The organism is Streptomyces resistomycificus (genome assembly GCF_001514265.1).
GTDB lineage: Bacteria > Actinomycetota > Actinomycetes > Streptomycetales > Streptomycetaceae > Streptomyces > Streptomyces resistomycificus.
Genome location: NZ_KQ949001.1, coordinates 64,448 through 85,921, shown reverse-complemented (window position 1 = coordinate 85,921; position 21,474 = coordinate 64,448). Strand labels below are relative to the sequence as shown.

Annotated in this window: 19 protein-coding genes and 1 tRNA gene; 9 read left to right on the top strand and 11 right to left on the bottom strand. The window is 70.1% G+C overall.

Annotation, left to right across the window (positions count from 1 at the left end; translation table 11 throughout):
• Positions 1-79: 79 nt before the first annotated feature.
• The 6 genes from AQJ84_RS33225 (at position 80) to AQJ84_RS33200 (ending at position 7,803) form a co-directional block, all read left to right on the top strand.
• Positions 80-1,393 carry an ABC transporter substrate-binding protein gene (locus AQJ84_RS33225; protein ID WP_030040334.1) on the top strand — a complete coding sequence of 438 codons (1,314 nt, stop codon included), beginning with the start codon at positions 80-82 and terminating at the stop codon, positions 1,391-1,393.
• Entirely contained in the window at positions 1,390-2,367 is a 978-nt protein-coding gene (locus AQJ84_RS33220; protein ID WP_053191188.1) for a carbohydrate ABC transporter permease, read from the top strand. The genes AQJ84_RS33225 and AQJ84_RS33220 overlap by 4 nt, the downstream gene beginning before the upstream one ends.
• Positions 2,364-3,248 (top strand): carbohydrate ABC transporter permease, encoded by an 885-nt coding sequence (locus tag AQJ84_RS33215; RefSeq protein WP_030040332.1) that lies wholly within the window; start codon positions 2,364-2,366, stop codon positions 3,246-3,248. The genes AQJ84_RS33220 and AQJ84_RS33215 overlap by 4 nt, the downstream gene beginning before the upstream one ends.
• A 26-nt stretch (positions 3,249-3,274) precedes the next feature.
• Positions 3,275-4,588, top strand: a complete 1,314-nt coding sequence (locus AQJ84_RS33210) for a glycoside hydrolase family 36 protein (protein ID WP_053191190.1) — start codon at positions 3,275-3,277, stop codon at positions 4,586-4,588.
• Entirely contained in the window at positions 4,585-6,588 is a 2,004-nt protein-coding gene (locus AQJ84_RS33205) for a beta-galactosidase (RefSeq protein WP_053191192.1), read from the top strand. Before AQJ84_RS33210 ends, AQJ84_RS33205 begins: the two co-directional genes overlap by 4 nt.
• A 108-nt stretch (positions 6,589-6,696) precedes the next feature.
• Complete coding sequence (locus tag AQJ84_RS33200) at positions 6,697-7,803, top strand: hypothetical protein (protein ID WP_051869888.1); 1,107 nt, start codon at positions 6,697-6,699, stop codon at positions 7,801-7,803.
• Between the two features lie 62 nt (positions 7,804-7,865).
• On the opposite strand, the gene AQJ84_RS33195 is transcribed toward AQJ84_RS33200, so the two are convergent.
• The 4 genes from AQJ84_RS33195 to AQJ84_RS33180 form a co-directional block, all read right to left on the bottom strand.
• Positions 7,866-9,329: a GH1 family beta-glucosidase gene (locus AQJ84_RS33195; RefSeq protein ID WP_053191196.1), complete on the bottom strand. Its 1,464-nt coding sequence runs from the start codon at positions 9,327-9,329 to the stop codon at positions 7,866-7,868.
• Between the two features lie 186 nt (positions 9,330-9,515).
• Positions 9,516-10,421: a carbohydrate ABC transporter permease gene (locus tag AQJ84_RS33190; protein WP_030040325.1), complete on the bottom strand. Its 906-nt coding sequence runs from the start codon at positions 10,419-10,421 to the stop codon at positions 9,516-9,518.
• 12 nt (positions 10,422-10,433) lie between these two features.
• On the bottom strand, positions 10,434-11,447 hold the full coding sequence (locus tag AQJ84_RS33185; protein ID WP_030040324.1) for a carbohydrate ABC transporter permease: 1,014 nt from the start codon (positions 11,445-11,447) through the stop codon (positions 10,434-10,436).
• Positions 11,448-11,452: 5 nt separating this feature from the next.
• Positions 11,453-12,781: an ABC transporter substrate-binding protein gene (locus AQJ84_RS33180; protein ID WP_030040323.1), complete on the bottom strand. Its 1,329-nt coding sequence runs from the start codon at positions 12,779-12,781 to the stop codon at positions 11,453-11,455.
• 354 nt (positions 12,782-13,135) lie between these two features.
• Between AQJ84_RS33180 and AQJ84_RS33175 the strand changes: the two genes are divergently transcribed.
• Complete coding sequence (locus tag AQJ84_RS33175) at positions 13,136-14,191, top strand: LacI family DNA-binding transcriptional regulator (protein WP_030040322.1); 1,056 nt, start codon at positions 13,136-13,138, stop codon at positions 14,189-14,191.
• A gap of 39 nt (positions 14,192-14,230) precedes the next feature.
• On the opposite strand, the gene AQJ84_RS33170 is transcribed toward AQJ84_RS33175, so the two are convergent.
• The 6 genes from AQJ84_RS33170 to AQJ84_RS33145 all read right to left on the bottom strand — a co-directional run bounded on the left by AQJ84_RS33170 (position 14,231) and on the right by AQJ84_RS33145 (position 17,931).
• Positions 14,231-14,524, bottom strand: a complete 294-nt coding sequence (locus tag AQJ84_RS33170) for a hypothetical protein (RefSeq protein WP_051869885.1) — start codon at positions 14,522-14,524, stop codon at positions 14,231-14,233.
• Between the two features lie 27 nt (positions 14,525-14,551).
• Positions 14,552-15,082 carry a GNAT family N-acetyltransferase gene (locus tag AQJ84_RS33165; protein WP_225889225.1) on the bottom strand — a complete coding sequence of 177 codons (531 nt, stop codon included), beginning with the start codon at positions 15,080-15,082 and terminating at the stop codon, positions 14,552-14,554.
• A gap of 64 nt (positions 15,083-15,146) precedes the next feature.
• Positions 15,147-15,219 (bottom strand) — tRNA-His (locus AQJ84_RS33160).
• 86 nt (positions 15,220-15,305) lie between these two features.
• Entirely contained in the window at positions 15,306-15,908 is a 603-nt protein-coding gene (gene orn, locus AQJ84_RS33155; protein ID WP_030040319.1) for an oligoribonuclease, read from the bottom strand.
• 103 nt (positions 15,909-16,011) lie between these two features.
• Positions 16,012-17,241 (bottom strand): GlxA family transcriptional regulator, encoded by a 1,230-nt coding sequence (locus tag AQJ84_RS33150; protein WP_053191200.1) that lies wholly within the window; start codon positions 17,239-17,241, stop codon positions 16,012-16,014.
• Positions 17,242-17,619: 378 nt separating this feature from the next.
• Positions 17,620-17,931 (bottom strand): hypothetical protein, encoded by a 312-nt coding sequence (locus AQJ84_RS33145; RefSeq protein ID WP_030040316.1) that lies wholly within the window; start codon positions 17,929-17,931, stop codon positions 17,620-17,622.
• 305 nt (positions 17,932-18,236) lie between these two features.
• Here AQJ84_RS33145 and AQJ84_RS33140 point away from each other — a divergent pair, with 305 nt between their 5' ends.
• Together AQJ84_RS33140 and AQJ84_RS33135 are read left to right on the top strand one after the other, a co-directional pair.
• Complete coding sequence (locus tag AQJ84_RS33140) at positions 18,237-18,764, top strand: universal stress protein (RefSeq protein WP_030040315.1); 528 nt, start codon at positions 18,237-18,239, stop codon at positions 18,762-18,764.
• A 150-nt stretch (positions 18,765-18,914) separates the two neighbouring features.
• Positions 18,915-19,478 (top strand): GPR1/FUN34/YaaH family transporter, encoded by a 564-nt coding sequence (locus AQJ84_RS33135; protein WP_030040314.1) that lies wholly within the window; start codon positions 18,915-18,917, stop codon positions 19,476-19,478.
• Positions 19,479-19,654: 176 nt separating this feature from the next.
• Here AQJ84_RS33135 and glmS read toward each other — a convergent pair whose 3' ends face one another.
• Entirely contained in the window at positions 19,655-21,472 is a 1,818-nt protein-coding gene (glmS, locus tag AQJ84_RS33130; RefSeq protein WP_030040313.1) for a glutamine--fructose-6-phosphate transaminase (isomerizing), read from the bottom strand.
• Positions 21,473-21,474: the final 2 nt, after the last annotated feature.

The window sequence follows — 21,474 nt, the reverse complement described above, 5'->3', positions numbered from 1 at the left end:
TCGGTCAAGTTGATTTCTGGTTGATTACGACCGGCCTTCAAGCCCTCCGAGACCGAACCCTCCCCGTCAGGAGCCGTTCATGCACGACCTCTCTCCCTCCGGTCTCTCCTTCCCCTCTCCCAGCCGCCGCAGCGTGCTGCGCGGCGTGGGCGGCGCGGCCCTCCTCGGCGCCGGCATACCCCTGCTGAGCGCCTGCGGCGGCAGCGGATCGGCCGCCGACCCGAAGACGGTCACCCTCGGCTCCAAGGCGTCCGACGCCGTGCCGAAGAAGGCGTTCGCCGACATCTACGCGGCCTACAAGAAGAAGTCCGGCATCACGGTCGACGTGAACACCAAGGACTCGAACACCTTCCAGGAGCAGATCAACTCCTACCTCCAGGGCACGCCGGACGACGTGTTCACCTGGTTCGCGGGCTACCGGATGCAGTTCTTCGCGGCCAAGGGTCTCGCCACCCCCATCGACGACGTGTGGCAGACGATCTCGGGCAACTTCCCCGAGGCCATGCAGAAGCTCAGCAAGGGCGAGGACGGCAAGTACTACTTCGTGCCGCTGTACACGTACCCGTGGGCGGTCTTCTACCGCAAGAGCGTCTTCAAGCAGTACGGCTACGAGGTCCCCACCACCTGGGACGACTTCCTCGCGCTCTGTAAGCAGATGCAGAAGGACAAGCTGGTCCCGATCGCCTTCGGCGACAAGGACGCCTGGCCCGCGCTCGGCACCTTCGACCAGATCAACTTCCGGCAGAACGGCTACGACTTCCACGTCGAGCTGATGGCGGGCAAGGCCTCCTGGACCGACGCCAAGGTGCGCAAGGTCTTCGACCTGTGGACCGAGATCCTTCCGTACCACCAGGAGGGCGCCGTCGGCCGCACCTGGCAGGACGCCGCGCAGACCCTGGTGTCGAAGAAGGCCGGCATGTACCTGCTGGGCACCTTCGTGGGCCAGCAGTTCACCAACGCGGCCGACCTCGAGGACCTCGACTTCTTCGCCTTCCCGGAGATCGACCCGCAGTTCGGCCAGGACACCGTCGAGGCGCCCACCGACGGCTTCATGATGAGCAAGAGCCCGAAGAACAAGGCCGAAGCCGTCAAGCTCCTGAAGTACCTGGGCACGCCGGAGGCCGAGGAGATCTACCTCAAGGCCGACCCGAGCGTGGTGGCCGCCTCCACCAAGGCCGACACCTCCGCGTACACCCCCCTTCAGAAGAAGGCGTACGAGATGATCGCCGGGGCCAAGAGCCTCACGCAGTTCATGGACCGCGACAGCCGCCCGGACTTCACCTCCACGGTGATGCAGCCCGCGCTGCAGAAGTTCATCCGCGACCCCAAGGGCGTCGACAGTCTGCTGACGTCGATCGAGCGCCAGAAGAAGACGATCTTCGCCTCGTCATGACCACCGAAACCACCAAGGAGATCCCGGAGGCGGCCGCCGTGCCGCCTCCGGGCGCTGCCCCCGCCAAGAAGGTGCCCCAAGGGCACCGCCGCCTGCTCACCCGCCGCGACCGGTTCACCCTGGCGCTGATGGCGGGTCTGCCGACGCTCCTGCACATCGCCCTGGTGTGGGTGACGGCCTTCGCCTCGATCGCGCTGGCCTTCACCACCTGGGACGGCATCGGCTTCGACTCGATCAAGTGGGTCGGACTCCAGAACTTCAAGGAGCTGTTCGAGCAGAACCCGCAGTTCTGGCCCGCCGTCGAGCACAACGTCATCTGGTTCGTCGTCCTGATCGCGATCCCCACACCGCTCGGCCTGTTCCTGGCCGTGCAGCTGGACAAGAAGATCCGCTTCAGCCGCGTCTACCAGACGGCGTTCTTCCTGCCCGTCGTCATGTCGATGGCCGTGATCGGCTTCGTCTGGCAGCTCATCTACAACCCCGACACCGGTCTGATCAACAGCCTCATCGGGGCCAACGAGCCGGGCAAGTACATCGACTGGATCGGCGACCCGGACCTCAACCTGTGGGCGATCCTCATCGCCGCGTCCTGGCGCCACACCGGCTACATGATGATCCTCTACCTGGCCGGCCTGAAGGGCGTCGACCCCTCGCTGCGCGAGGCGTCCGCGCTGGACGGGGCGAACGAGTGGCAGACGTTCAAGAACGTCATCTTCCCGACGCTGCGCCCCACCAACACCGTCGTCCTCGTCGTCACCATCATCGAGGCCCTGCGCGCCTTCGACCTGGTCTTCGTCTTCAACAAGGGCGCCGAGGGCACCGAACTGCTCTCGATCCTGGTCACCAACAACATCATCGGCGAGTCCAGCCGCATCGGATACGGCTCCGCGATCGCGGTCGTCCTGCTGCTGATCTCCCTCGTCGTGATCATCCCGTACCTGGTGGCCACCTTCCGCAAGGAGCGGCGCGCATGAGCACCACCGTCACGACCAAGGTCCGCACGCCCCTGCGCCCCGCCCGGATCCTGCTGCACCTCTTCCTCGCGGGCGCCGCGCTGGCCTGGCTCGGGCCGCTGCTGTGGGCGCTGTACTCGGCCATGCGGCCCTACGCGGAGACCAGCGAGAAGGGCTACGTCTCGTGGCCCGACAAGCTGAGCCTCGACAACTTCACCAACGCGTTCACGCAGTCGGACATGGGGCACTACTTCGTCAACACGATGATCATCGCCGTGCCGGCGGTGCTGGTGACGCTGTTCCTGTCGTCGATGGTGGCCTTCTACGTCAGCCGCTTCGACTTCCGCATCAACCTGTTCCTGCTGCTGGTCTTCACCGCCGGCAACCTGCTCCCGCAGCAGGTCATCATCACCCCGCTGTACCGCCTGTACCTGCTCGTCGACCTGCCCGGCATCACCATGTCCGGCAAGCTGTACGACTCCGCGCTCGGCCTGGTCCTCATCCACGTCGCCTTCCAGTCCGGCTTCTGCGCGTTCGTGCTGAGCAACTACATGCGCTCGCTGCCGCACGAGCTGACCGAGGCCGCGCTGGTGGACGGCGCCTCGGTGTGGCGCATGTACTGGCAGATCGTGCTGCCGCTGTGCCGCCCGGCGATGGCGGCCCTGGCCACGTTGTTGTCCATCTGGATCTACAACGACTTCTTCTGGGCCCTCGTCCTGATCTCCACCGGCGAGAACATGCCGATCACCTCCGCCCTGAACAACCTCACCGGGGCGTACTTCACCGACCCCAACCTGGTCGCCGCCGGCGCCCTGCTCACCGCGATCCCCACGCTGATCGTGTACTTCGTGCTCCAGCGGCAGTTCGTCAGCGGCCTGACCCTGGGCGCCAACAAGGGCTGACCGCCCTATCCCGAAAGAGAACCACCGTGCCTCACTCCTTCACGCCGGTCGCCACCGTGACCGTGGACCCGCGCAGGGCCCGCGTCCACGAGGAGGGCTGGCAGTCCTGGAGCCCCAGCGGCGCCTACGCGCTCGACGCGACGCCGTACCGCCCGACGAACGACAACTGGGCGACGGTCTGCTACCGGCCGGGTGTCACCGCGCCCGAGGGCACCTTCCAGGGCGAGGGCCTGCTGGCGCTCGACCCGGGCGACGGCTCGCCGGTCCGGCTGTGGGCGGCGGCGGACCCGACGCGTGAAGTGCCGTCGATCCGCCTGGTCGCGGCGGGCGGATCGGCGGAGGTGAGCGCCGACGGCCCGGTGAAGGAGTGGACGGGCACCCACATCCAGTCGGTGCTGGCGGACTGGGCCTCCGGTCTCGGCATCGAGGCCCCCCGCCCGGCCCCGACCGTCTGGTGTTCCTGGTACGAGTACTTCACCGCCGTCACCGAGGACGACATCCACGAGAACCTCCGCGCGATGGACACCCTCGACCTGCCCGTCGACGTCGTCCAGATCGACGACGGCTACCAGAAGGCCCTCGGCGACTGGCTCACGCTCTCCGGCCGCTTCCGCTCCCGCGCCGGCATCGCCGACGCCATCCGCGCCCGCGGCCGCCGGGCCGGCATCTGGACGGCCCCCTTCCTCGTCGACCCGGCGAGCGACCTGGCCGCCGACCACCCCGACTGGCTGGTCCGGGACGACGACGGCGGCTTCGCGCACGCGGGCCGCAACTGGGGGCACGACCTCTGCGTCCTCGACACCACCCACCCGGCCGCGGCGGAGTACCTGACGTCCGTCTTCACGACCCTGCGCGCCGAGGGCTACGACTACTTCAAGGTCGACTTCCTGTACGCGGGCGCGCTGCAGGGCGTACGGCACGCACCCGTCGACGCCCTGGAGGCCTACCGCTCGGGGATCGAGCTGATCCGCGAGGCCATCGGCCCGGACGCCTACCTGCTGGGCTGCGGCGCACCGATCCTCCCCTCCATCGGCCTGTTCGACGCGATGCGGGTCAGCCCCGACACGGCACCGCACCGCCGCCCCGAGGCCGACGATTACAGCCAGCCCGGCCAGGACCCGGCCGAGTTCACCGGTGCCGGCCGCCAGTGGCAGCACGGGCGCCTGTGGATCAACGACCCCGACTGTCTGATGGCCCGCCCCGCGGTGGAGACCCGGGAGCGGTGGGCGGCGCACGTGGAGGCGACCGGCGGCCTGATGGCCTCCAGCGACCGGCTGCTGTCGCTGGACCAGTGGGGCGTGGAGACCACCCGCCGGCTGCTGTCGGGAGTCGCCCGATGAGCCGCCTGGACGTGCCGGGCATCGCCTACGGCGGCGACTACAACCCCGAGCAGTGGCCCGAGGAGGTCTGGGCCGAGGACGTACGCCTGATGCGCGAGGCCGGCGTCAACATGGTCAGCGTCAACATCTTCTCCTGGGCACTGCTCGAACCGAGTGAGGGCGTGTACGACTTCTCGCGCCTGGACCGGATCCTCGCCCTGCTCCACGAGCACGGCATCGCCGCCGACCTGGCCACACCGACGGCGGCCCCGCCGGCCTGGTTCTTCCGCGCGCATCCCGAGGCCCTGCCGGTGGACCGGGACGGCCGCCGACTGTCGTACGGCAGCCGCCAGACGTTCTGCCCGAGCAGCCCCGCCTACCGCGAGGCCGCCCTGCGGATCACCGGCGAACTGGCCGCGCGGTACGCCGACCACCCGGCCGTGGTGATGTGGCACATCCACAACGAGTACGGCTGCCACAACGCGGAGTGCCACTGCGACACCAGCGCCGAGGCGTTCCGGCGCTGGCTGCGGGCGCGGTACTCGGACGACCTGGCGGCCCTCAACCACGCCTGGGGCACCACCTTCTGGAGCCAGTGGTACTACGACTGGGACGAGATCATCCCGCCCCGGGCCACCGGTGCCGTACCCAACCCGACCCATCAGCTGGACTGGCGGCGCTTTTGCAGCGACGAACTGCTGTCGTTGTACAAGGCGGAGCGTGAGGTGCTGCGGGAGGCCGCGCCCTCGGTGCCCGCCACCACCAACTTCATGGTGATGTACAACTTCGACGCGCTGGACTACTGGCGCTGGGCCCCCGAGCTGGACGTCGTCTCCAACGACCACTACCTGCGCTCCACCGACCCCGAGTCGCAGATCGACATCGCGCTCAGCGGCGACCTGGTGCGCTCGCTGGCGGGCGGCCGTCCCTGGCTGCTGATGGAGCACTCGACGGGCGCGGTCAACTGGCAGCCCGTCAACCGGGCCAAGACGGCGGGGGAGCTGCGCCGCAACGCCCTCGCCCACGTGGCGCACGGCGCCGACGGCATCGCCTACTTCCAGTGGCGGGCCGCCAAAGCGGGCGCCGAGCAGTGGCACTCGGCGATGCTTCCGCACGCTGGCACGGACAGCCGGATCTGGCGGGACGTGGTGGCACTCGGCGCCGACCTGAAGGCGCTGGCGGAGGTCCGCGGCAGCACCGGCACCGCGTCCGTGGCCGTCGTCTGGGACTGGAACGCCCGCTGGGCCCTGGAACTCCCCTCCCAGCCGAGCGAGGAGGTCCGCTACCTGGACCTGGTCCGCTCCTGGTACGAGCCGCTGTGGCGGGCCGGCGTCGCCGTGGACTTCGTCCGCCCGGACGCCGACCTCTCCCCGTACCGCCTGGTGCTGGCCCCGAGCCTCTACCTGGTCGACGACGAGGGCGCGGCGAACCTGACGTCCTTCGCGGAGCGGGGCGGCACCCTGGCCGTCGGCTTCCACAGCGGGGCCGTGGACGCCAACTGCCATGTGCGGCTCGGGGGTTACCCCGGCGCGTTCCGCGAGGCGCTCGGCGTCCGCACGGACGAGGTGTTCCCGCTGCTGCCGGGCGAGACGGTGGGCCTGAGCGAAGGCGGTAAGGCGGGGCTGTGGTCGGAGCGGGTCGCTCTCGCGGGCGCGGAGGCGGTGACCTCGTACACGTCGGGCCCGCTGGCCGGTGTCCCGGCGGTCACCCGTCACACCCACGGCACGGGAACGGCCTGGTACGTGGCGACCCTGCCGGATCCGTCGACGCTGGCGGCCCTGCTGGACCGTATCCGCCGGGAGGCGGGGGTCGAGCCGGTGCGGGTGACGCCCGAGGGGGTGGAGGCGGTGCTGCGACGCGGCGAGAACGCCGACTACCTGTTCCTGATCAACCACGGCGATTACGACGCCGAGGTCGAAGTGGCCCCGGACGCCACGGAGTTGCTGACGGGCAAGCGGATCGGAGGCGGCCGGGTGACGGTGGCGCCGGGGGACGTCGTCGTCGTGCGCGAAGCGCGCTGAGCACTCCATGACACCGTAGGGGCGGCCCGGTCGGCCTTCTTGCTGGCCGACCGGGCCGCTCCTACTCTGATCGTCGGGCGCCTCGCCCGTCGACCAGGGGGAGCGACAGTGGGCAGAGAACCGTCCGGTGAGGACATGCTCGAAGCGGTCGAGGCGCACGTCGTCCGGCGCGGCGTCACCACCCGTCTGACCGCGCCCGGCACCGCGGACCTCACCTGGCAGCCCCTGCTCGACTTCCGCGTCGTCCGCTGCGTCGAGACCCGCGGCGAGCGCCCGATGCGGAGACCGGGCGGCCCGGGCGAGGTCGCCGACCGGCCCACGTACACCGACGTCCGCACCCACCGCGTCCACCCGCCGGCCGACCCGGGACGGCACGAGGTCCACCTGCTGGTGCGCCGCGGGTCGCTCGACGAGGTCCCGTGCGACGGCTGCCGCGACGGCAGCAACGAGTGCGGGGCGTGCGACGGACGCGGCCGGCGCGACTGCCCCCGCTTCGTCGACTGCTCCGGCTGCCAGGGCGGCCCCGACTCCTGCTGGGAGTGCGAGGGCACCGGCCGCCCCCGCACCCGCCGGGCCACCAGGCCCCGGCACCCCTACGCCACCACCCTCGGGGAGCGGCCCGCGCGGACCACCTGCAAGCGCTGCCGGATCCCGGACGTGGCCTGCCCCAAGTGCCGAGGCCGACGCCAACTCGACTGCCCCGCCTGCGACAAGGCGGGGTACGTGGAGTGCGAGCAGTGCGCGGGCACCCGACGGGTCACCCACCAGGAGTGCGAGGGCACCGGCCGCTTCACCGAGTGGACGGAGGGGTGGGTGCACCACACCCCCCACCACGACAAGGAGAGACGGCTCGGCAGGCTGGACCTGCGGCGCCCGACCGGCGGCCTCGGCGCGTGGCGCACGGCCGAACTGACCAGCGCCACCGACAAGCTGCCGGACGACCTCGACGACGCCCACCGGGAGCTGATCACGCCCCGCCTCGCGGTGCGGGAGGGCGAGGTGGCCCGCCGCGTGACCCTCCGCCACCTCCCCCTGGCCCACGTCAGGGTCCACGCCGACCCGCACCGCGACTACTACGCCTTCCCCTCCCACACCGGCATCGAGGTCGTCGCCCGGCCCACCGGGGAACGCGTCCGCCATTTCGCCGCGATCACCGCGGCCGTGGTGGTGCTGGTGACCTTCGCTGTGGTGCTGGTGGTGGCCGCGGCGCGGTGACACGTGCCGGGGCGCGGCACCCCCCTCCGGTGCCGCGCCCCGTCCCCCGGACCCCCGCGGTGTCAGTCCGTCGCCGCCAGCGGGGGCGCGTCCGCCCAGGTCACCGCCGGGAGCGTGCCCGTGCGGGCGGCCTGGGAGTACCAGTGGGCGCTGGACTTGGGGGTGCGGGCCAGCGTCGAGTAGTCGACGTAGACCGCGCCGAAGCGCTTGCCGTAGCCGTAGGCCCACTCGAAGTTGTCCAGGAGGGACCACAGGTAGTAGCCCCGGACGTCCGCGCCGTCCGAGATGGCGCGGCGGACCGCCGCCAGGTGGCCGTGCAGGTAGGAGATCCGCTCGGGGTCGTGGACCCGGCCGTCCGGGTCGGGCTTGTCGTCGTAGGCCGCGCCGTTCTCGGTGATGTACAGAGGCAGGCCGGGGGCCTCGCGCGTGTAGCGCATGATCAGGTCGTGCAGGCCCGTCGGGTCGATGGTCCAGCCCATCTCGGTGCGCTCGCCCGGCGTCTGGTGGAAGGCGACGTCGTCCGCGCCCGGCCAGGGGGAGAAGGAGCTCGCGCCGTGGCCGTCGGCACGCGCGCCGTCCGCCTGCGCGTCGGCCGCCGACACCAGCGTCGGCGTGTAGTAGTTCAGGCCCAGCGCGTCGAGCGGCTGGTTGATCGCCGCCAGATCGCCGTCCTGGACGTAGGACCAGTCCGTGATCAGCTCCGTCGCGGCGTACAGCGACTCCGGGTACACGCCGTGCAGCATCGGTCCGTGGAAGACGCCGTTGGCCAGGTCGTCGATCTTCCGGGCCGCCGCCAGGTCCGCCGGGTCCTGCGAAAAGGGCCTGACGACCGAGGAGTTGAGGCTCACCGCGACCGAGTTACGGGCCGGCATCGCGGCGCGCAGAGCGGTGGCGCCCAGACCGTGCGCCAGGTTGAGGTGGTGCGCGGCCTTGAGGGAGGCGGCCGCCTCGGTACGGCCGGGCGCGTGCACCCCGGAGCCGTAGCCCAGAAACGCGCTGCACCACGGCTCGTTGAGCGTGATCCACTGCTCCACCCGGTCGCCGAGCGCCTCGCCGACGATCTGCGCGTACTCGGCGAAGCGGTACGCCGTGTCGCGCTCGGGCCAGCCGCCCGCGTCCTCCAGCTCCTGCGGCAGGTCCCAGTGGTAGAGGGTGACGGCCGGCTTGATGCCCTGCGCGAGCAGCTCGTCGACCAGTCGCCGGTAGAAGTCCAGGCCGACCTGCACCGCCGGGCCCCGGCCCGTCGGCTGCACCCGGGACCAGGAGATCGAGAAGCGGTACGCGCTCAGGCCGAGGTCCGCCATCAGCGCCACGTCGTCGCGGTAGCGGTTGTAGTGGTCGACAGCGATGTCACCGTGCTCACCACCGGCGGTCTTGCCCGGCGTATGACTGAAGGTGTCCCAGATGGAGGGCGTACGGCCGCCCTCCCGCACCGCCCCCTCGATCTGGTACGCGGAGGTCGCGGCACCCCAGAGGAAGGCGGGGGGAAAGGTCACCGGGGTCTCCGGCGTTTCGGACTCAGGCATGGAAGCGCTCCCATAAGAGGTCGTGGTGGACCGACAGAGAAGGGGATGGGGGGAGGGGAGGAAGGAGAGGAAGGAGGGGGAGAGAGGAGAGGAAAGGAAAGGAAGGGGAGACGGCGCAGGGCAGGGGCCGACAGGGGCCGGGGCGACGGTGACCCGGCCCCCGGAAGAACCAGGGGCTGCGGGCACTCAGCCCTTCACGGCGCCCTGCATGATGCCGCCCACGATCTGCTTGCCGAAGATGGCGAAGACCAGCAGCAGCGGCAGCGTGCCCAGCAGCGCGCCCGCCATGATCAGGGACTGGTCGGGGGTGTAGCCGCGGCCCAGGGCCGCGACCGCGACCTGCACGGTCGGGTTGCCCGTCTGGGTCAGGACCAGGAAGGGCCACAGGAAGTCGTTCCAGGTCTGCACGAACACCAGCATGCCGAGCACGGCCATCGCCGGCCGGGCCGCCGGGAACACCACGTGCCACACCACACGCCAGCTGCTCGCCCCGTCGACCCGGGCGGCCTCGATGATCTCGTCCGGCAGCGCCTGGATCAGGTACTGCCGCATGAAGAACACACCGAACGCGCTCACCAGGGACGGGAAGATCACTGCCTGCAGCTGGTCGGTCCAGTCCAGCTTGGCGACCATCATGTACAGCGGGATCACGCTGAGCTGCGGCGGCACCATCATCGTGCCGATCACGATCAGCATCATCGCACCGCGGCCCCTGAACCGCAGTTTGGCGAAGGCGAACCCGGCGATCGTCGACAGGAAGACGACGGTCGCCGCCGAAACCCCGGCGACCACCGTGGTGTTGAAGAACGCCTCGCCCAGATTGGCGTCCGTCCAGGCCAGTTCGATCTTGTCGAAGAGGCCGCCGCCGAACCAGAACGGCGGCGGGGTCTGCGCCAGGCGGTTGTTGTCGCGCGAGGCGGCGATCGCCGACCACACCAGCGGGAACAGTGAGACGATCGTGAACAGGATGAGGATCGCGTACGCGATCGGGCCGCCGTGCAGCTGCCCGCCGGCCCGCGCGGCCTTGGGCAGGCGCGGGCGCCTGGACTTGTCAGCGGGTTTCGCGTCGGTGGGCGTCACCGTAGTCGTCACGGCCGGAACTCCTTAACTACTGGCGCGCAGCCGGCGCGAGATGACGTAGTTGATGACGCCGATGACGATCAGCATCAGGAACATCGTCCAGGCGATGGCCGAGGCACGGCCGAGGTGCTGGGCGACCCAGCCCTGCTCGTACAGGTACAGGCCGAGCGTCTGGAACTGGTGTTCCGCGCCGCCGGAGGTGCCCTTGTTGGCGTCGAACAGCAGCGGCTCCCCGAAGACCTGGCTCGCCCCGATCGTCGACACCACGCACGTGAACAGGATCGTCGGGCGCAGCGCGGGCACCGTCACATGGATGAACTGCTGCCAGCGGCTGGCCCCGTCCAGGGCCGCCGACTCGTACAGGTCGTGCGGGATCGCCTGCATCGCGGCGAGGTAGATCAGCGCGTTGTAGCCGGTCCAGCGCCAGATGATGATCGACGACACGGCGATCTGCGAGGGCCACTTGTCGTTCTGCCAGTCGACCGGATCGATGCCGACGGCGTCGAGCGTCCAGTTGATCATGCCGTAGTCGCGGCCGAAGAGCATGACGAACACCAGCGAGGCGGCGGCGATCGAGGTCGCGTACGGCGCGAGCATCGCGACCCGGAAGAAGGTCGAGGCCCGCAGCTTGTAGTTGAGGATGTGGGCGATGCCCATCGCCATCAACAGCTGCGGAACGGTGGAGATGACGCCGATGGTCAGGGTGTTCTTCGCCGCGTTCCAGAAGAACTCGTCGTCGAAGATCCGGGTGTAGTTGCGCAGCCCCACCCAGTTCATGTCGGTCGGCGCCGTCAGCTCCACCTGGTGCAGCGAGGCCCAGCCGGTGTAGAGCAACGGGAACAGCCCGAACGCGACGAACAGCAGGAAGAACGGGGAGACGAAGGCGTACGGACTCCAGCGGATGTCCCGCTGCCAGCGCCGGGACAGCCGGGCCCGCTTCTGCAGCGCCGCGGCGGAAGCGTCGTCCCCGGGCGGGCGGCCCGGGGCCGCGCCCCCCTCCTTCACGGGGGGCGCGGCGGTGTCGTGACGGGTGGTCATGCGGGTCACTGGTCCAGCTTGTTGTCGATGGACTTGACCGCGGAGTCCCAGGCCTCCTGCGCCGACTTGCCCTTCGTCACCAGGATGACGCCGTTGTCCGACAGACCCTGCTGGATGATCTGGTCCTTCGGGCCGATCACCTGGACCGGGGCGGACTTGGCGGCTGTGGCGAAGACCGTGCCGATCGGCTGGTCACCGGTCATCTCGTTCACCGCGCCGGTGACTTCGGGTGAGGTGTAGGCGGCCGGGGCGCTCGGGAAGCTGCCCTGCACCTTGAACAGCTTCGCCTGCTGCTCCGGCGCGGTCAGCCAGGCCACGAACTTCTGGGCCTCCTCCACGTTCTTGCCGCTCTTGGGCACGGTCAGGAAGGAGCCGCCCCAGTTACCGCTCTTGGGCGCGGTGGCGACGGCCCACTTGCCCTTCGCCTCCGGCTTCGAGTTGTCCTTCAGCGTGCCGAGCATCCACGGCGGGCAGGAGATGGTGGCGAACTTGTTGTTGGCGATCGTCGAGTTCCAGGCGGGCTGGAACTGCGTCTGCGACTGGACCAGCCCCTTCTCGGCGGCCTCCGCGGTCAGGTCGAAGGCGGCCTTGACGGCCGGGTTCGTCTTGTAGATGACCTCGCCGGAGGCGTCGTAGAACTTCTCCTTCTCACTGCCGATGATCCCGTTGAGCAGACCGCCGGGGGAGTCCATGAAGACGGTGCCCTTGGGCGCCTTCGCCTTGTACCGCTCGCCGACGGTGATGAGCTTGGACCAGTCACCGGCCCACAGCTCGCTGACCTTCGCGGGGTCCGTGGGCAGACCGGCCTGCTTGAAGAGGTCGGTGCGGTAGCAGATCGCCATGGGGCCCACGTCGGTACCGAGGCCGATCGTCTGGCCGTCCTTGGTCGTGGCCTGCTCCCACTTCCAGTCGAGCCACTTGCTCTTGTCCACTCCCGAGACCTTGGAGAAGTCCGAGAGCTTGTCGGCCTGGGTGTTGACGATCTCCGCGATGTTGGCGACTTCGACGGCCTGGACGTCCAGCAGACCGCTGTTGGTGGTGAGGTGGTTCAGCAGCGGCGGGTAGTAGTTCTCGTTGCGCTGGATGACGTTGTCGGCGATCTTTATCTTGGGGTTGAGCTTCTCGTACTCGGCGTAGAGGCCGGCTTCCTTGAAGCCCATGGTGCCGAAGAGCCCCAGGGTGATCGTGGTCTTGCCGCCACTGTCGCCCGAAGGCGAATCGTCGCTGCCGCCACCGCCGTCGTCGGCACAGCCGGCCAGCAGCCCGGCGCCCAGCGACGCTACAGCCGCGAGGACAACCGCCCTGTTGCGGGCGGTTCGGGTACGTGCTCGCATTACGTCCTCCTGTTGCCCTGACGTGCCGACCCCCCGGCCAACTGCGTTGTTGGGCCCGTCAGTTCTAGCTGCGGCTCGGGCGGGGAACGTGCGGGATATGTATGTGTCAGGTACCGTGGGAGCGCTCCCACCGGTGATGTGTTGAAGGTTCGTCGGTCGGAGCGGGGGTGTCAAGGGACTGGGAGCGGAGAGATGCGTTCAGTTATCGGGCTGTTAACTGGAACCCGGGGATCGCGATCCGGCCACCCCCGGGCGCCTTCCTGCGGAAATCCCGGAGCCCACCACGGACGCGGCTCCCCCCGGCGGGACTGTTAGATTCCAGGCCAACGCAAGGTCGACGGGAGGGCGAAGCCCATGGCAAGCCACGGAGCGCGGAGCCGGAGCGGTGGCCGACCCACCCTCGAAGAGGTGGCCGCCCGTGCCGGGGTCGGCCGCGGCACGGTCTCCCGGGTGATCAACGGCTCGCCCCGGGTCAGTGACGCCACCCGCGCCGCGGTGGAGGCGGCCGTCGCCGAGCTGGGCTACGTGCCCAACACGGCCGCCCGGGCGCTGGCCGCCAACCGCACCGACGCGATCGCCCTCGTCGTCCCCGAGCCCGAGACCCGCTTCTTCGCCGAGCCGTACTTCTCCGACATGCTCAAGGGCGTCGGGGCCGAGCTCTCCGAGACCGAGATGCAGCTGCTGCTGATCTTCGCGGGCAGTGACCGGGAGCGGCGGAGGCTGGCGCAGTACCTGGCGGCCCACCGGGTCGACGGCGTCCTGCTGGTCTCGGTGCACGCCGACGACCCGCTGCCCGACCTGCTCTCCCAGCTGGAGATCCCGGCCGTGATCAGCGGTCCGAGATCGGCCGCCGAGACCCTTCCCTCGGTCGACTCCGACAACTACGGCGGGGGCCGCTCGGCCGTCGAGCACCTGCTGTCCCGCGGTTGTCGCACGATCGCCCACATCACGGGCCGCCTGGACGTCTACGGTGCCCAGCGCCGTGTCGACGGCTACCGCGACGCCCTGCTCGCGGCGGGCCACGAGGTGGACGAGCAGCTGATCCAGCCGGGCGACTTCACCGAGGAGGGCGGCCGGCGGGCGATGACCGAACTGCTGGCCCGCCGCCCCGACCTGGACGCGGTCTTCGCGGGCTCGGACGTGATGGCGGCGGGCGCCCGCCAGGTGCTGCGCGAGGAGGGCCTCCGTATCCCCGACGACGTGGCGCTCGTCGGCTACGACGACTCGGCCATCGCCCGCCACATGGACCCGCCCATGACGAGCGTCCGCCAGCCCATCGAGGAGATGGGCCGCAGGATGATCGACCTGCTGCTGACGGAGATCGCGGACCGCCGCCCGGCGGTCACCCGGGAGCTGGAGCGCAGGCAGGTCGTTCTGGCGACGGAGCTGGTGACGCGGACGTCGTCCTGACGGGCGCCGGGGTCCGCCGCGCCGGCGGGCCGACGGGACTCACCGGTGCCAGCCCCGGCGCTGTCGCGGCCCCGGCCGCTCGGTGCGGTGGGTGATCAGCCAGGCCACCCCCAGCAGCACCGCGCCCGTCAGCCAGAAGAAGATCACCAGCCAGGCCCCCGTGGTGCTGCCCGGCTCGTTGGCCTCCCGGCACAGCTCCCCGCCACACGACCCGTCCCCCTCGGCCGCCGCGTCGAGCGCCACCACCAGCCACAGCAGCATTCCGAGGTTGAACGCGATGATCAGCCACGTCAGCACGCGCCACCGATGACGGGTGTGCTGCCCGGACCGCATCACGAGCCTCCCAACCTCACGAACGGCTCATAAGCCGACAATACGCCCCGCTGGGCCGGGGAGGACCAGCCGCCAGCGCTGCTCGCCGTCCTGTTCCTCGTCGGTTGGGGCGAGGCCGGCTGCCGCGGCGACCGCCGCCGAGGCGAGATGGCCGGGGTGGATGTGGGCGACGATCGTGCCCACGGACCTTCCGAGTTCGGCGACCAGGGCGCGAGCCGCCTCCGACGCGAACCCCCGGCCCTGCCACGGGGTGCCGACCACCCAGGCGATCTCGGCGGTGTGCCGCCGGGTGACGGTCGCCTGGACCGTGCCGACGAGACGTTCCTCCTCGCGCGGCCGCAGCACCCAGTTGCACCAGGAGACGTCCGGATCGGGCGATCCGGCCACGAGCCGTCGGTAGCGGGTGCGAAGGGCGGCGGGGGAGTGCGGCGCGCCGCCGACGAAGGTGTGCAGGGCCGGGTCGGAGAGTACGGCGGCCATCTCCTCGGCGTGCTCGACGCGCAGCGGGAGGAGGTCGAGGCGTGGGGTGCGGATCGGTTCCGCGACGAGTGGCTGCACGGCGGGCTCCCGGAAACACATCAGCCGGTGACCTTGTCTCCAAGGCCACCGGCTGATGAATCAGGGTGAGTGACGGGACTCGAACCCGCGGCATCCTGGACCACAACCAGGTGCTCTACCAGCTGAGCTACACCCACCATGTCGGCTGTTCGGATTTCCCCGACCGGCCGAGAAAAAGTGTACAGGGTCCGAAGGGGTGCTCGCGCCAGGCTTTCGGAGAGGGCTACTGCGCAGGCAGGGCGTGCTTCGCGGCGATCGCCTTCGCGGTGTCCGAGTCGGGACCGGGCTGCGGTACGAAGAGGGCCTCGCGGTAGTAGCGCAGTTCCACGATGGACTCACGGATGTCGGCGAGGGCGCGGTGGTTGCCGTTCTTCTCCGGGCTGTTGAAGTAGGCACGCGGGTACCAACGGCGGGCCAGCTCCTTGATGCTGGACACGTCGACGATCCGGTAGTGGAGGTAGTCCTCGAGGGTCGGCATGTCCCTCAGCAGGAAGCCGCGGTCCGTGCCGACGGAGTTGCCGCACAGCGGGGCCTTGCCGGGTTCCTTCACGTGCTCGCGTACGTACGCCAGGACCTGCTCCTCGGCGTCCGCGAGCGTCGTGCCGCCGGACAGCTCCGTGAGCAGTCCGGACGCGGTGTGCATCTGACGCACCACCTCCGGCATCGTCTCCAGTGCCCGGTCCGGCGGACGGATGACGATGTCCACACCGTCGCCGAGGATGTTCAGCTCGGAGTCGGTGACGAGGGCGGCCACTTCGATGAGCGCGTCGTCCGACAGCGAGAGGCCGGTCATCTCGCAGTCGATCCACACCATACGATCGTTCATGCGACCACCCTAAGGCTGGCGTCCGCTTCCGGAGCCCCCGGCGTCCGGGTCGGCGGGGGCGGCGGGATGGAGAACCACCCGCGCCCGCCCCCACCTGACGGCGTCACATCCCGCTGCGCTGTCCCGGCAGACTCGCCCGGCCGCCCGCGTACGCCTCGCGGCCGTGGTCCGAGGCCGGGCCGAGGGACGCGGACGTCCCGACCGGGCTCGGGGTGCGGCGGGTCTGGAGCGGGACGGGGCCGCTTTCGGGGTGCAGCGGTGAGGGCGCGCTCGGCGGGCCGAGGGGTCCCTCGGGGTCGGGCTGGCGCTCGGCCTGCGGGCGCCGCGCGCGGTAGGCCGCACGGTACGCGGCCGGCGACGAGCCCAGCTGGCGGCGGAAGTGCCCGCGCAGCGCCACCGGCGACCGGAAGCCGCAGCGGCCCGCGACCTCGTCCACCGAGTAGTCCGACGTCTCCAGCAGCCGCTGCGCCTGCAGCACGCGCTGGGTGATCAGCCACTGCAGCGGCGCGCTGCCCGTGAGGGAGCGGAACCGGCGGTCGAAGGTGCGGCGGCTCATGTACGCGCGGGCGGCCAGCGTCTCCACGTCGAACTGTTCGTGGAGGTGCTCCAGCGCCCAGGCGACGACCTCGGCGAGCGGGTCGGCGCCGATCTCCTCGGGTAAAGACCGATCGAGATAGCGCTCCTGGCCGCCGCTCCGGCGCGGGGGGACCACCAGGCGGCGGGCCAGCGCGCCGGCTGCCTCGTTGCCGTGGTCCGTCCGCACGATGTGCAGACACAGGTCGATCCCTGCGGCCGTACCCGCCGACGTCAGTACGTCACCGTCGTCGACGAACAGCTCGCGGGGATCCACGTGCACCGACGGATAGCGCTTGGCCAGCGTCGGTGCGTACATCCAGTGGGTGGTCGCGGGGCGGCCGTCCAGCAGGCCCGCCGCCGCCAGCACGAAGGCGCCGGTGCACAGCCCGACTATGCGGGCGCCCTCCTCGTGTGCCCGGCGCAACGCGTCGAGCGCGTCCTCCGGTGGCGGGGAGGTGATCGAACGCCAGGCGGGCACGACGACGGTGCCTGCCCGGGAGATCGCCTCCAGGCCGTGTGGCGCGGTGAGTTCCAGGCCCCCTGTGGTCCGCAGCGGTCCTTCTTCGCCGCCGCACACCAGCAATCGGTAGCGCGGCACGCCGGCGTCCTGGCGGTCGATCCCGAACACCGACAGCGGTATGGAACTCTCGAAGATGGGGCCGCCGCTGAACAGCAGCACCGCGACGATCTCCTTGCGGCGTCGCCCGGAAAGTTTCCGGGCCGCGGCTTCCGGCGCGGCAGTGGAGTCGTGGCTCATACTGCTAAGCCCCCCTCGGTGGTCGCGGCTCCTCGGTTGTGTCGCTCCTGCACGTTTCCCCTCGGTCCTGCACGAGTCCCCCGCCGTAAGACAGTCAAGATCGAATCTACTGCGTCCCGTGGTGCCGACGTGACCAGTTGGTCACCCGGCACATTGTCGACTTGGCAACTTGGCGTGAAGCATTCGATCACGAAGCGTTGCACTCGTGGGGCGTGCAGGGAAGTGCGCCTTGTCGCAGTGGCCAAACCGCGTAGGGTGCGCGGGGTCCCCCAGGCACTGTTTGTGCAGGTGGAACGGGGGTTGAGGGGTGGTCGGGACAAGGGATGCGTGGTGGCCGGAAGTTGGCTGAAAAGAGTCGGGCGCGTGCGCGGAAACCGGTCAGCCGACCGGTGTATTTCCCCCACTGTGACGTCCGCCTCGGTGCGCCCCGGAACCGGTCCGGTGACGGCGCCCGCGGTGCGGGGCCCGCTCCTCGTCGAGCAGGCGGGCCGCGCACCGCTCCGACTGGCGCAGGAGGATACGGCAGACCGCGGTCACCGCCGCGAGACCGAGGGCGGTGCCGGCGGCGCCGGCCAGTGAGGTGCCGTACCAGAGCAGGACCACGGGGACGAGGACACAGCTGAAGACCGCCCAGCGGACGACGTCGGTGGCGGAGTCCTGGGTCTCGGAGGGGGTTCTCGGTCCGGGCATGCGTGCTCCCTGGGGGCGTGACTCGCGGGGTTCAACGCGTGTTCGATCCATCGGTCACTGTGCGTCCACTGTGCGGCGGCTTTCTGTGAACCCCGTGCAAACCGCCTGTACAGCGCAGCAACCATTGCGTTACGGGCGTCCCCTCGTGCATGCTCCCTGGAATCCCCACGCACCGTGGGCGCGAACTGGGCTAAGGAGGCGTGCCGCCGTACCCTTGGGGGTATGGGGTTGGGAAGATGATTCCCGGACAGCTCCGCAGCTCTCTGTCGGCCCACCCATAAAAGGATCACAACGCCGAGACAGCCATGGCCGGTCACGAATTCTTCGAACCCGCGGACCGCAAGCGGCCCGTCGCCGACCCCACGGCGGCCGAGCCCCTGGCGGCGGAAGAGCCACGCCACTCCTGCGACCCCGCCTTCAAGCACGGCGTCGTGGTCGGCTTCGACGGCTCCACGTCCAGTGAGCGCGCCCTCGCGTACGCCATCGGCATGGCCCATCGCTCCGGGTCGGGCCTGATCATCGTCCACGTCGCCAACCGGCTGCCCACGACCGTCTGGGCGGGCTGCGAGCCGCCCGTCTTCGTCGATGTGCCGGACCACCGCACCGAGGTGCTCGGACTCGAGCTCGCCTGCGCCGAGTACCTCGCCGAGGTGCCCTGGATCCTCGTCGAGCGCGGCGGCGACATCTGTCACGAACTCGAAGAGGTCGGGCGGGAGTACGAGGCGGACGCGATCGTCGTCGGCTCCACCCACGGCCTCGTCGGACGCCTCTTCGGCTCCGTCGCCGGCCGGCTCGCCAAGCGGGCCAAGCGGCCGGTCGTTGTCATTCCGTAACTCGCCGTTCTCCCAGGTGAGATACGCCGTGGGAACAGGCCCCCTCCTTTGTGCGGCGCATAAATCTACTGACGCGTAGAGGTGTTTGTGCCCTTGTGAAGGGCATATATCGCTCACCGCACAACTGCACATGCATGAAGGGAGCCCGCCGTGGACAACGACGTCTCCGCGGGAAGCACCACCACGATCGTCGGCCGACTCGCCCTGGGTGTCACCCTGTTGGCCGTGGGCCTCGGACACACCGGCCTGATCGACGGCGTGACGGCCGCTGACGCCGTGTCAATCGCCCAGTACGTGGGCGGAGTAGCCCTCTTCGTCGCCGGACTCATCGCGTTCCGCGACCGCGACACCGTCTCCGGTACGGCCTTCACGGCGCTCGGTGCGCTCTGGTTCACCTGGGCCGTGTCGGCCGGCGACCAGGTCACCGCCAACGCGGCCGGACTGTTCCTGCTGCTGTTCGCCCTCGTGGTGCTGACTCTCACCGTCGCCGCCGGTGACCAACTGGCCAAGGGGACCTACGGGTTGTTCTTCGCCTCCCTGGTCCTCCTCGCCGTCGCGCACTTCACCGACAGCGGCAGCCTCGCCGAGGTCGGCGGCTGGTTCGGCGTGGCGGCGGGAGCGGTCGCCTGGTACGCGGCGACCGCGGCCCTGGCCCACTGGCCGACGGCGGTTCCTCGACGGGCTGCCCGCCGGGGCGTGACGGCCACCGGGTAATCGGCAGCCGACGCCGGGGTATTGGGCGGCCCCGGCGTTCAGAGCGGACCCCCCGTGTCAGGTGGCGACACGTGGGGGTCCGTCCTCTTGTCCGGCCTCCGCGGGTACGTGGGGACGGGGCCCGCCTACGCGGCGGAGCCGCACGTCGAGTACGGCCCCGACGCCTCGGTGGGTCCCTACTCCACCGTCACCGACTTGGCGAGGTTACGGGGCTTGTCGATGTCCCTGCCCAGGTGCAACGCCGTGTGGTAGGCGAGGAGTTGGAGGGGAATGCCCATCAGGATCGGGTCCAGTTCGTCCTCGTTCTTCGGGACGACGATCGTCTGGTCGGCCTTCTCCTGCTCCCGGTGGGCGACCGCGAGGATCTTGCCGCTGCGGGCCTTGATCTCCTCCAGGGCGGCGCGGTTCTTCTCCAGCAGGTCGTCGTCGGGGACGATCGCGACCGTCGGGAGGGCGGGCTCGATCAGGGCCAGCGGGCCGTGCTTGAGCTCGGAGGCCGGGTAGGCCTCGGCGTGGATGTAGGAGACCTCCTTGAGCTTGAGGGAGGCCTCACGGGCCACCGGGTAGCCCCGGACGCGGCCGATGAAGAGCATCGAGCGGGCCTCGGCGTACTGCTCGGCCAGCTTCTTGATCTCGTCCTCGTGCTCCAGCATCTCCGCGATCTGCGCGGGCAGCCTGCGCAGACCGTCGATGATCCGCTTGCCGTCCCGGACGGAGAGGTCACGGGTGCGCCCGAGGTGGAGCGCGAGGAGGGCGAAGGCGACCGTGGTGTTCGTGAAGCACTTGGTGGACACCACGCAGACCTCGGGCCCGGCGTGCACGTAGATGCCGCCGTCCGCCTCGCGGGCGATCGCCGAGCCGACCACGTTCACCACGCCGAGGACCCGCGCGCCCTTGCGCTTCAGCTCCTGGACGGCCGCCAGCACGTCGTACGTCTCGCCGGACTGGGAGACGGCGACGTAGAGGGTGTCGGGGTCCACGACCGCGTTGCGGTAACGGAACTCCGACGCCGGCTCGGCGTCCGCGGGGATGCGGGCCAGCTCCTCGATCATCTGGGCGCCGATCATGCCCGCGTGGTACGAGGTGCCGCAGCCGAGGATCTTCACCCGGCGGATCTGGCGGGCCTCGCGGGCGTCCAGGTTGAGGCCGCCGAGGTGCACGGTGGAGAAGCGGTCGTCGATGCGGCCGCGCAGCACGCGGTCCACGGCGTCGGCCTGCTCGTGGATCTCCTTGTGCATGTAGGTGTCGTGGCCGCCCATGTCGTAGGAGGCGGCCTCCCACTCCACGGTGGTCGGCTCGGCCGTCGTGCGGGTGCCCTCGGTGGTGTAGGTGCGGAAGTCGTCGGCCTTGAGGGTGGCCATCTCGCCGTCGTCGAGGGTGACGATCTGGCGGGTGTGGGCGACCAGGGCGGCGATGTCCGAGGCGACGAACATCTCCTTCTCGCCGATGCCCAGGACGACCGGGGAGCCGTTACGGGCGACGACGATGCGGTCGTTGAAGTCGGCGTGCATGACGGCGATGCCGTACGTGCCCTCGATGACGCGGAGCGTCTCGCGGACCTTGTCCTCCAGTTTGACGGCCTGCGAGCGGGCGATCAGGTGGACGAGGACCTCGGTGTCGGTGTCGGAGAGGAACTCGACACCGTCCGCCTCCAGCTTGCGACGCAGGTCGGAGGCGTTGTCGATGATGCCGTTGTGGACGACGGCGACCTTGCCCTCGGCGTCGAGGTGCGGGTGGGCGTTCACGTCGGAGGGGGCGCCGTGGGTGGCCCAGCGGGTGTGGGCGATGCCGGTCGTGCCCTTGAAGCGGGCGGGCACCTTGGCCTCCAGGTCGCGGACCCGGCCCTTGGCCTTGACCATCTTCAGGCCGGCCGACTTCGGGGAGGTGACGACGATGCCCGCCGAGTCGTAGCCGCGGTACTCCAGGCGCTGCAGGCCCTCCAGAAGGAGAGGGGCGACGTCACGCTTCCCGATGTATCCGACGATCCCACACATAT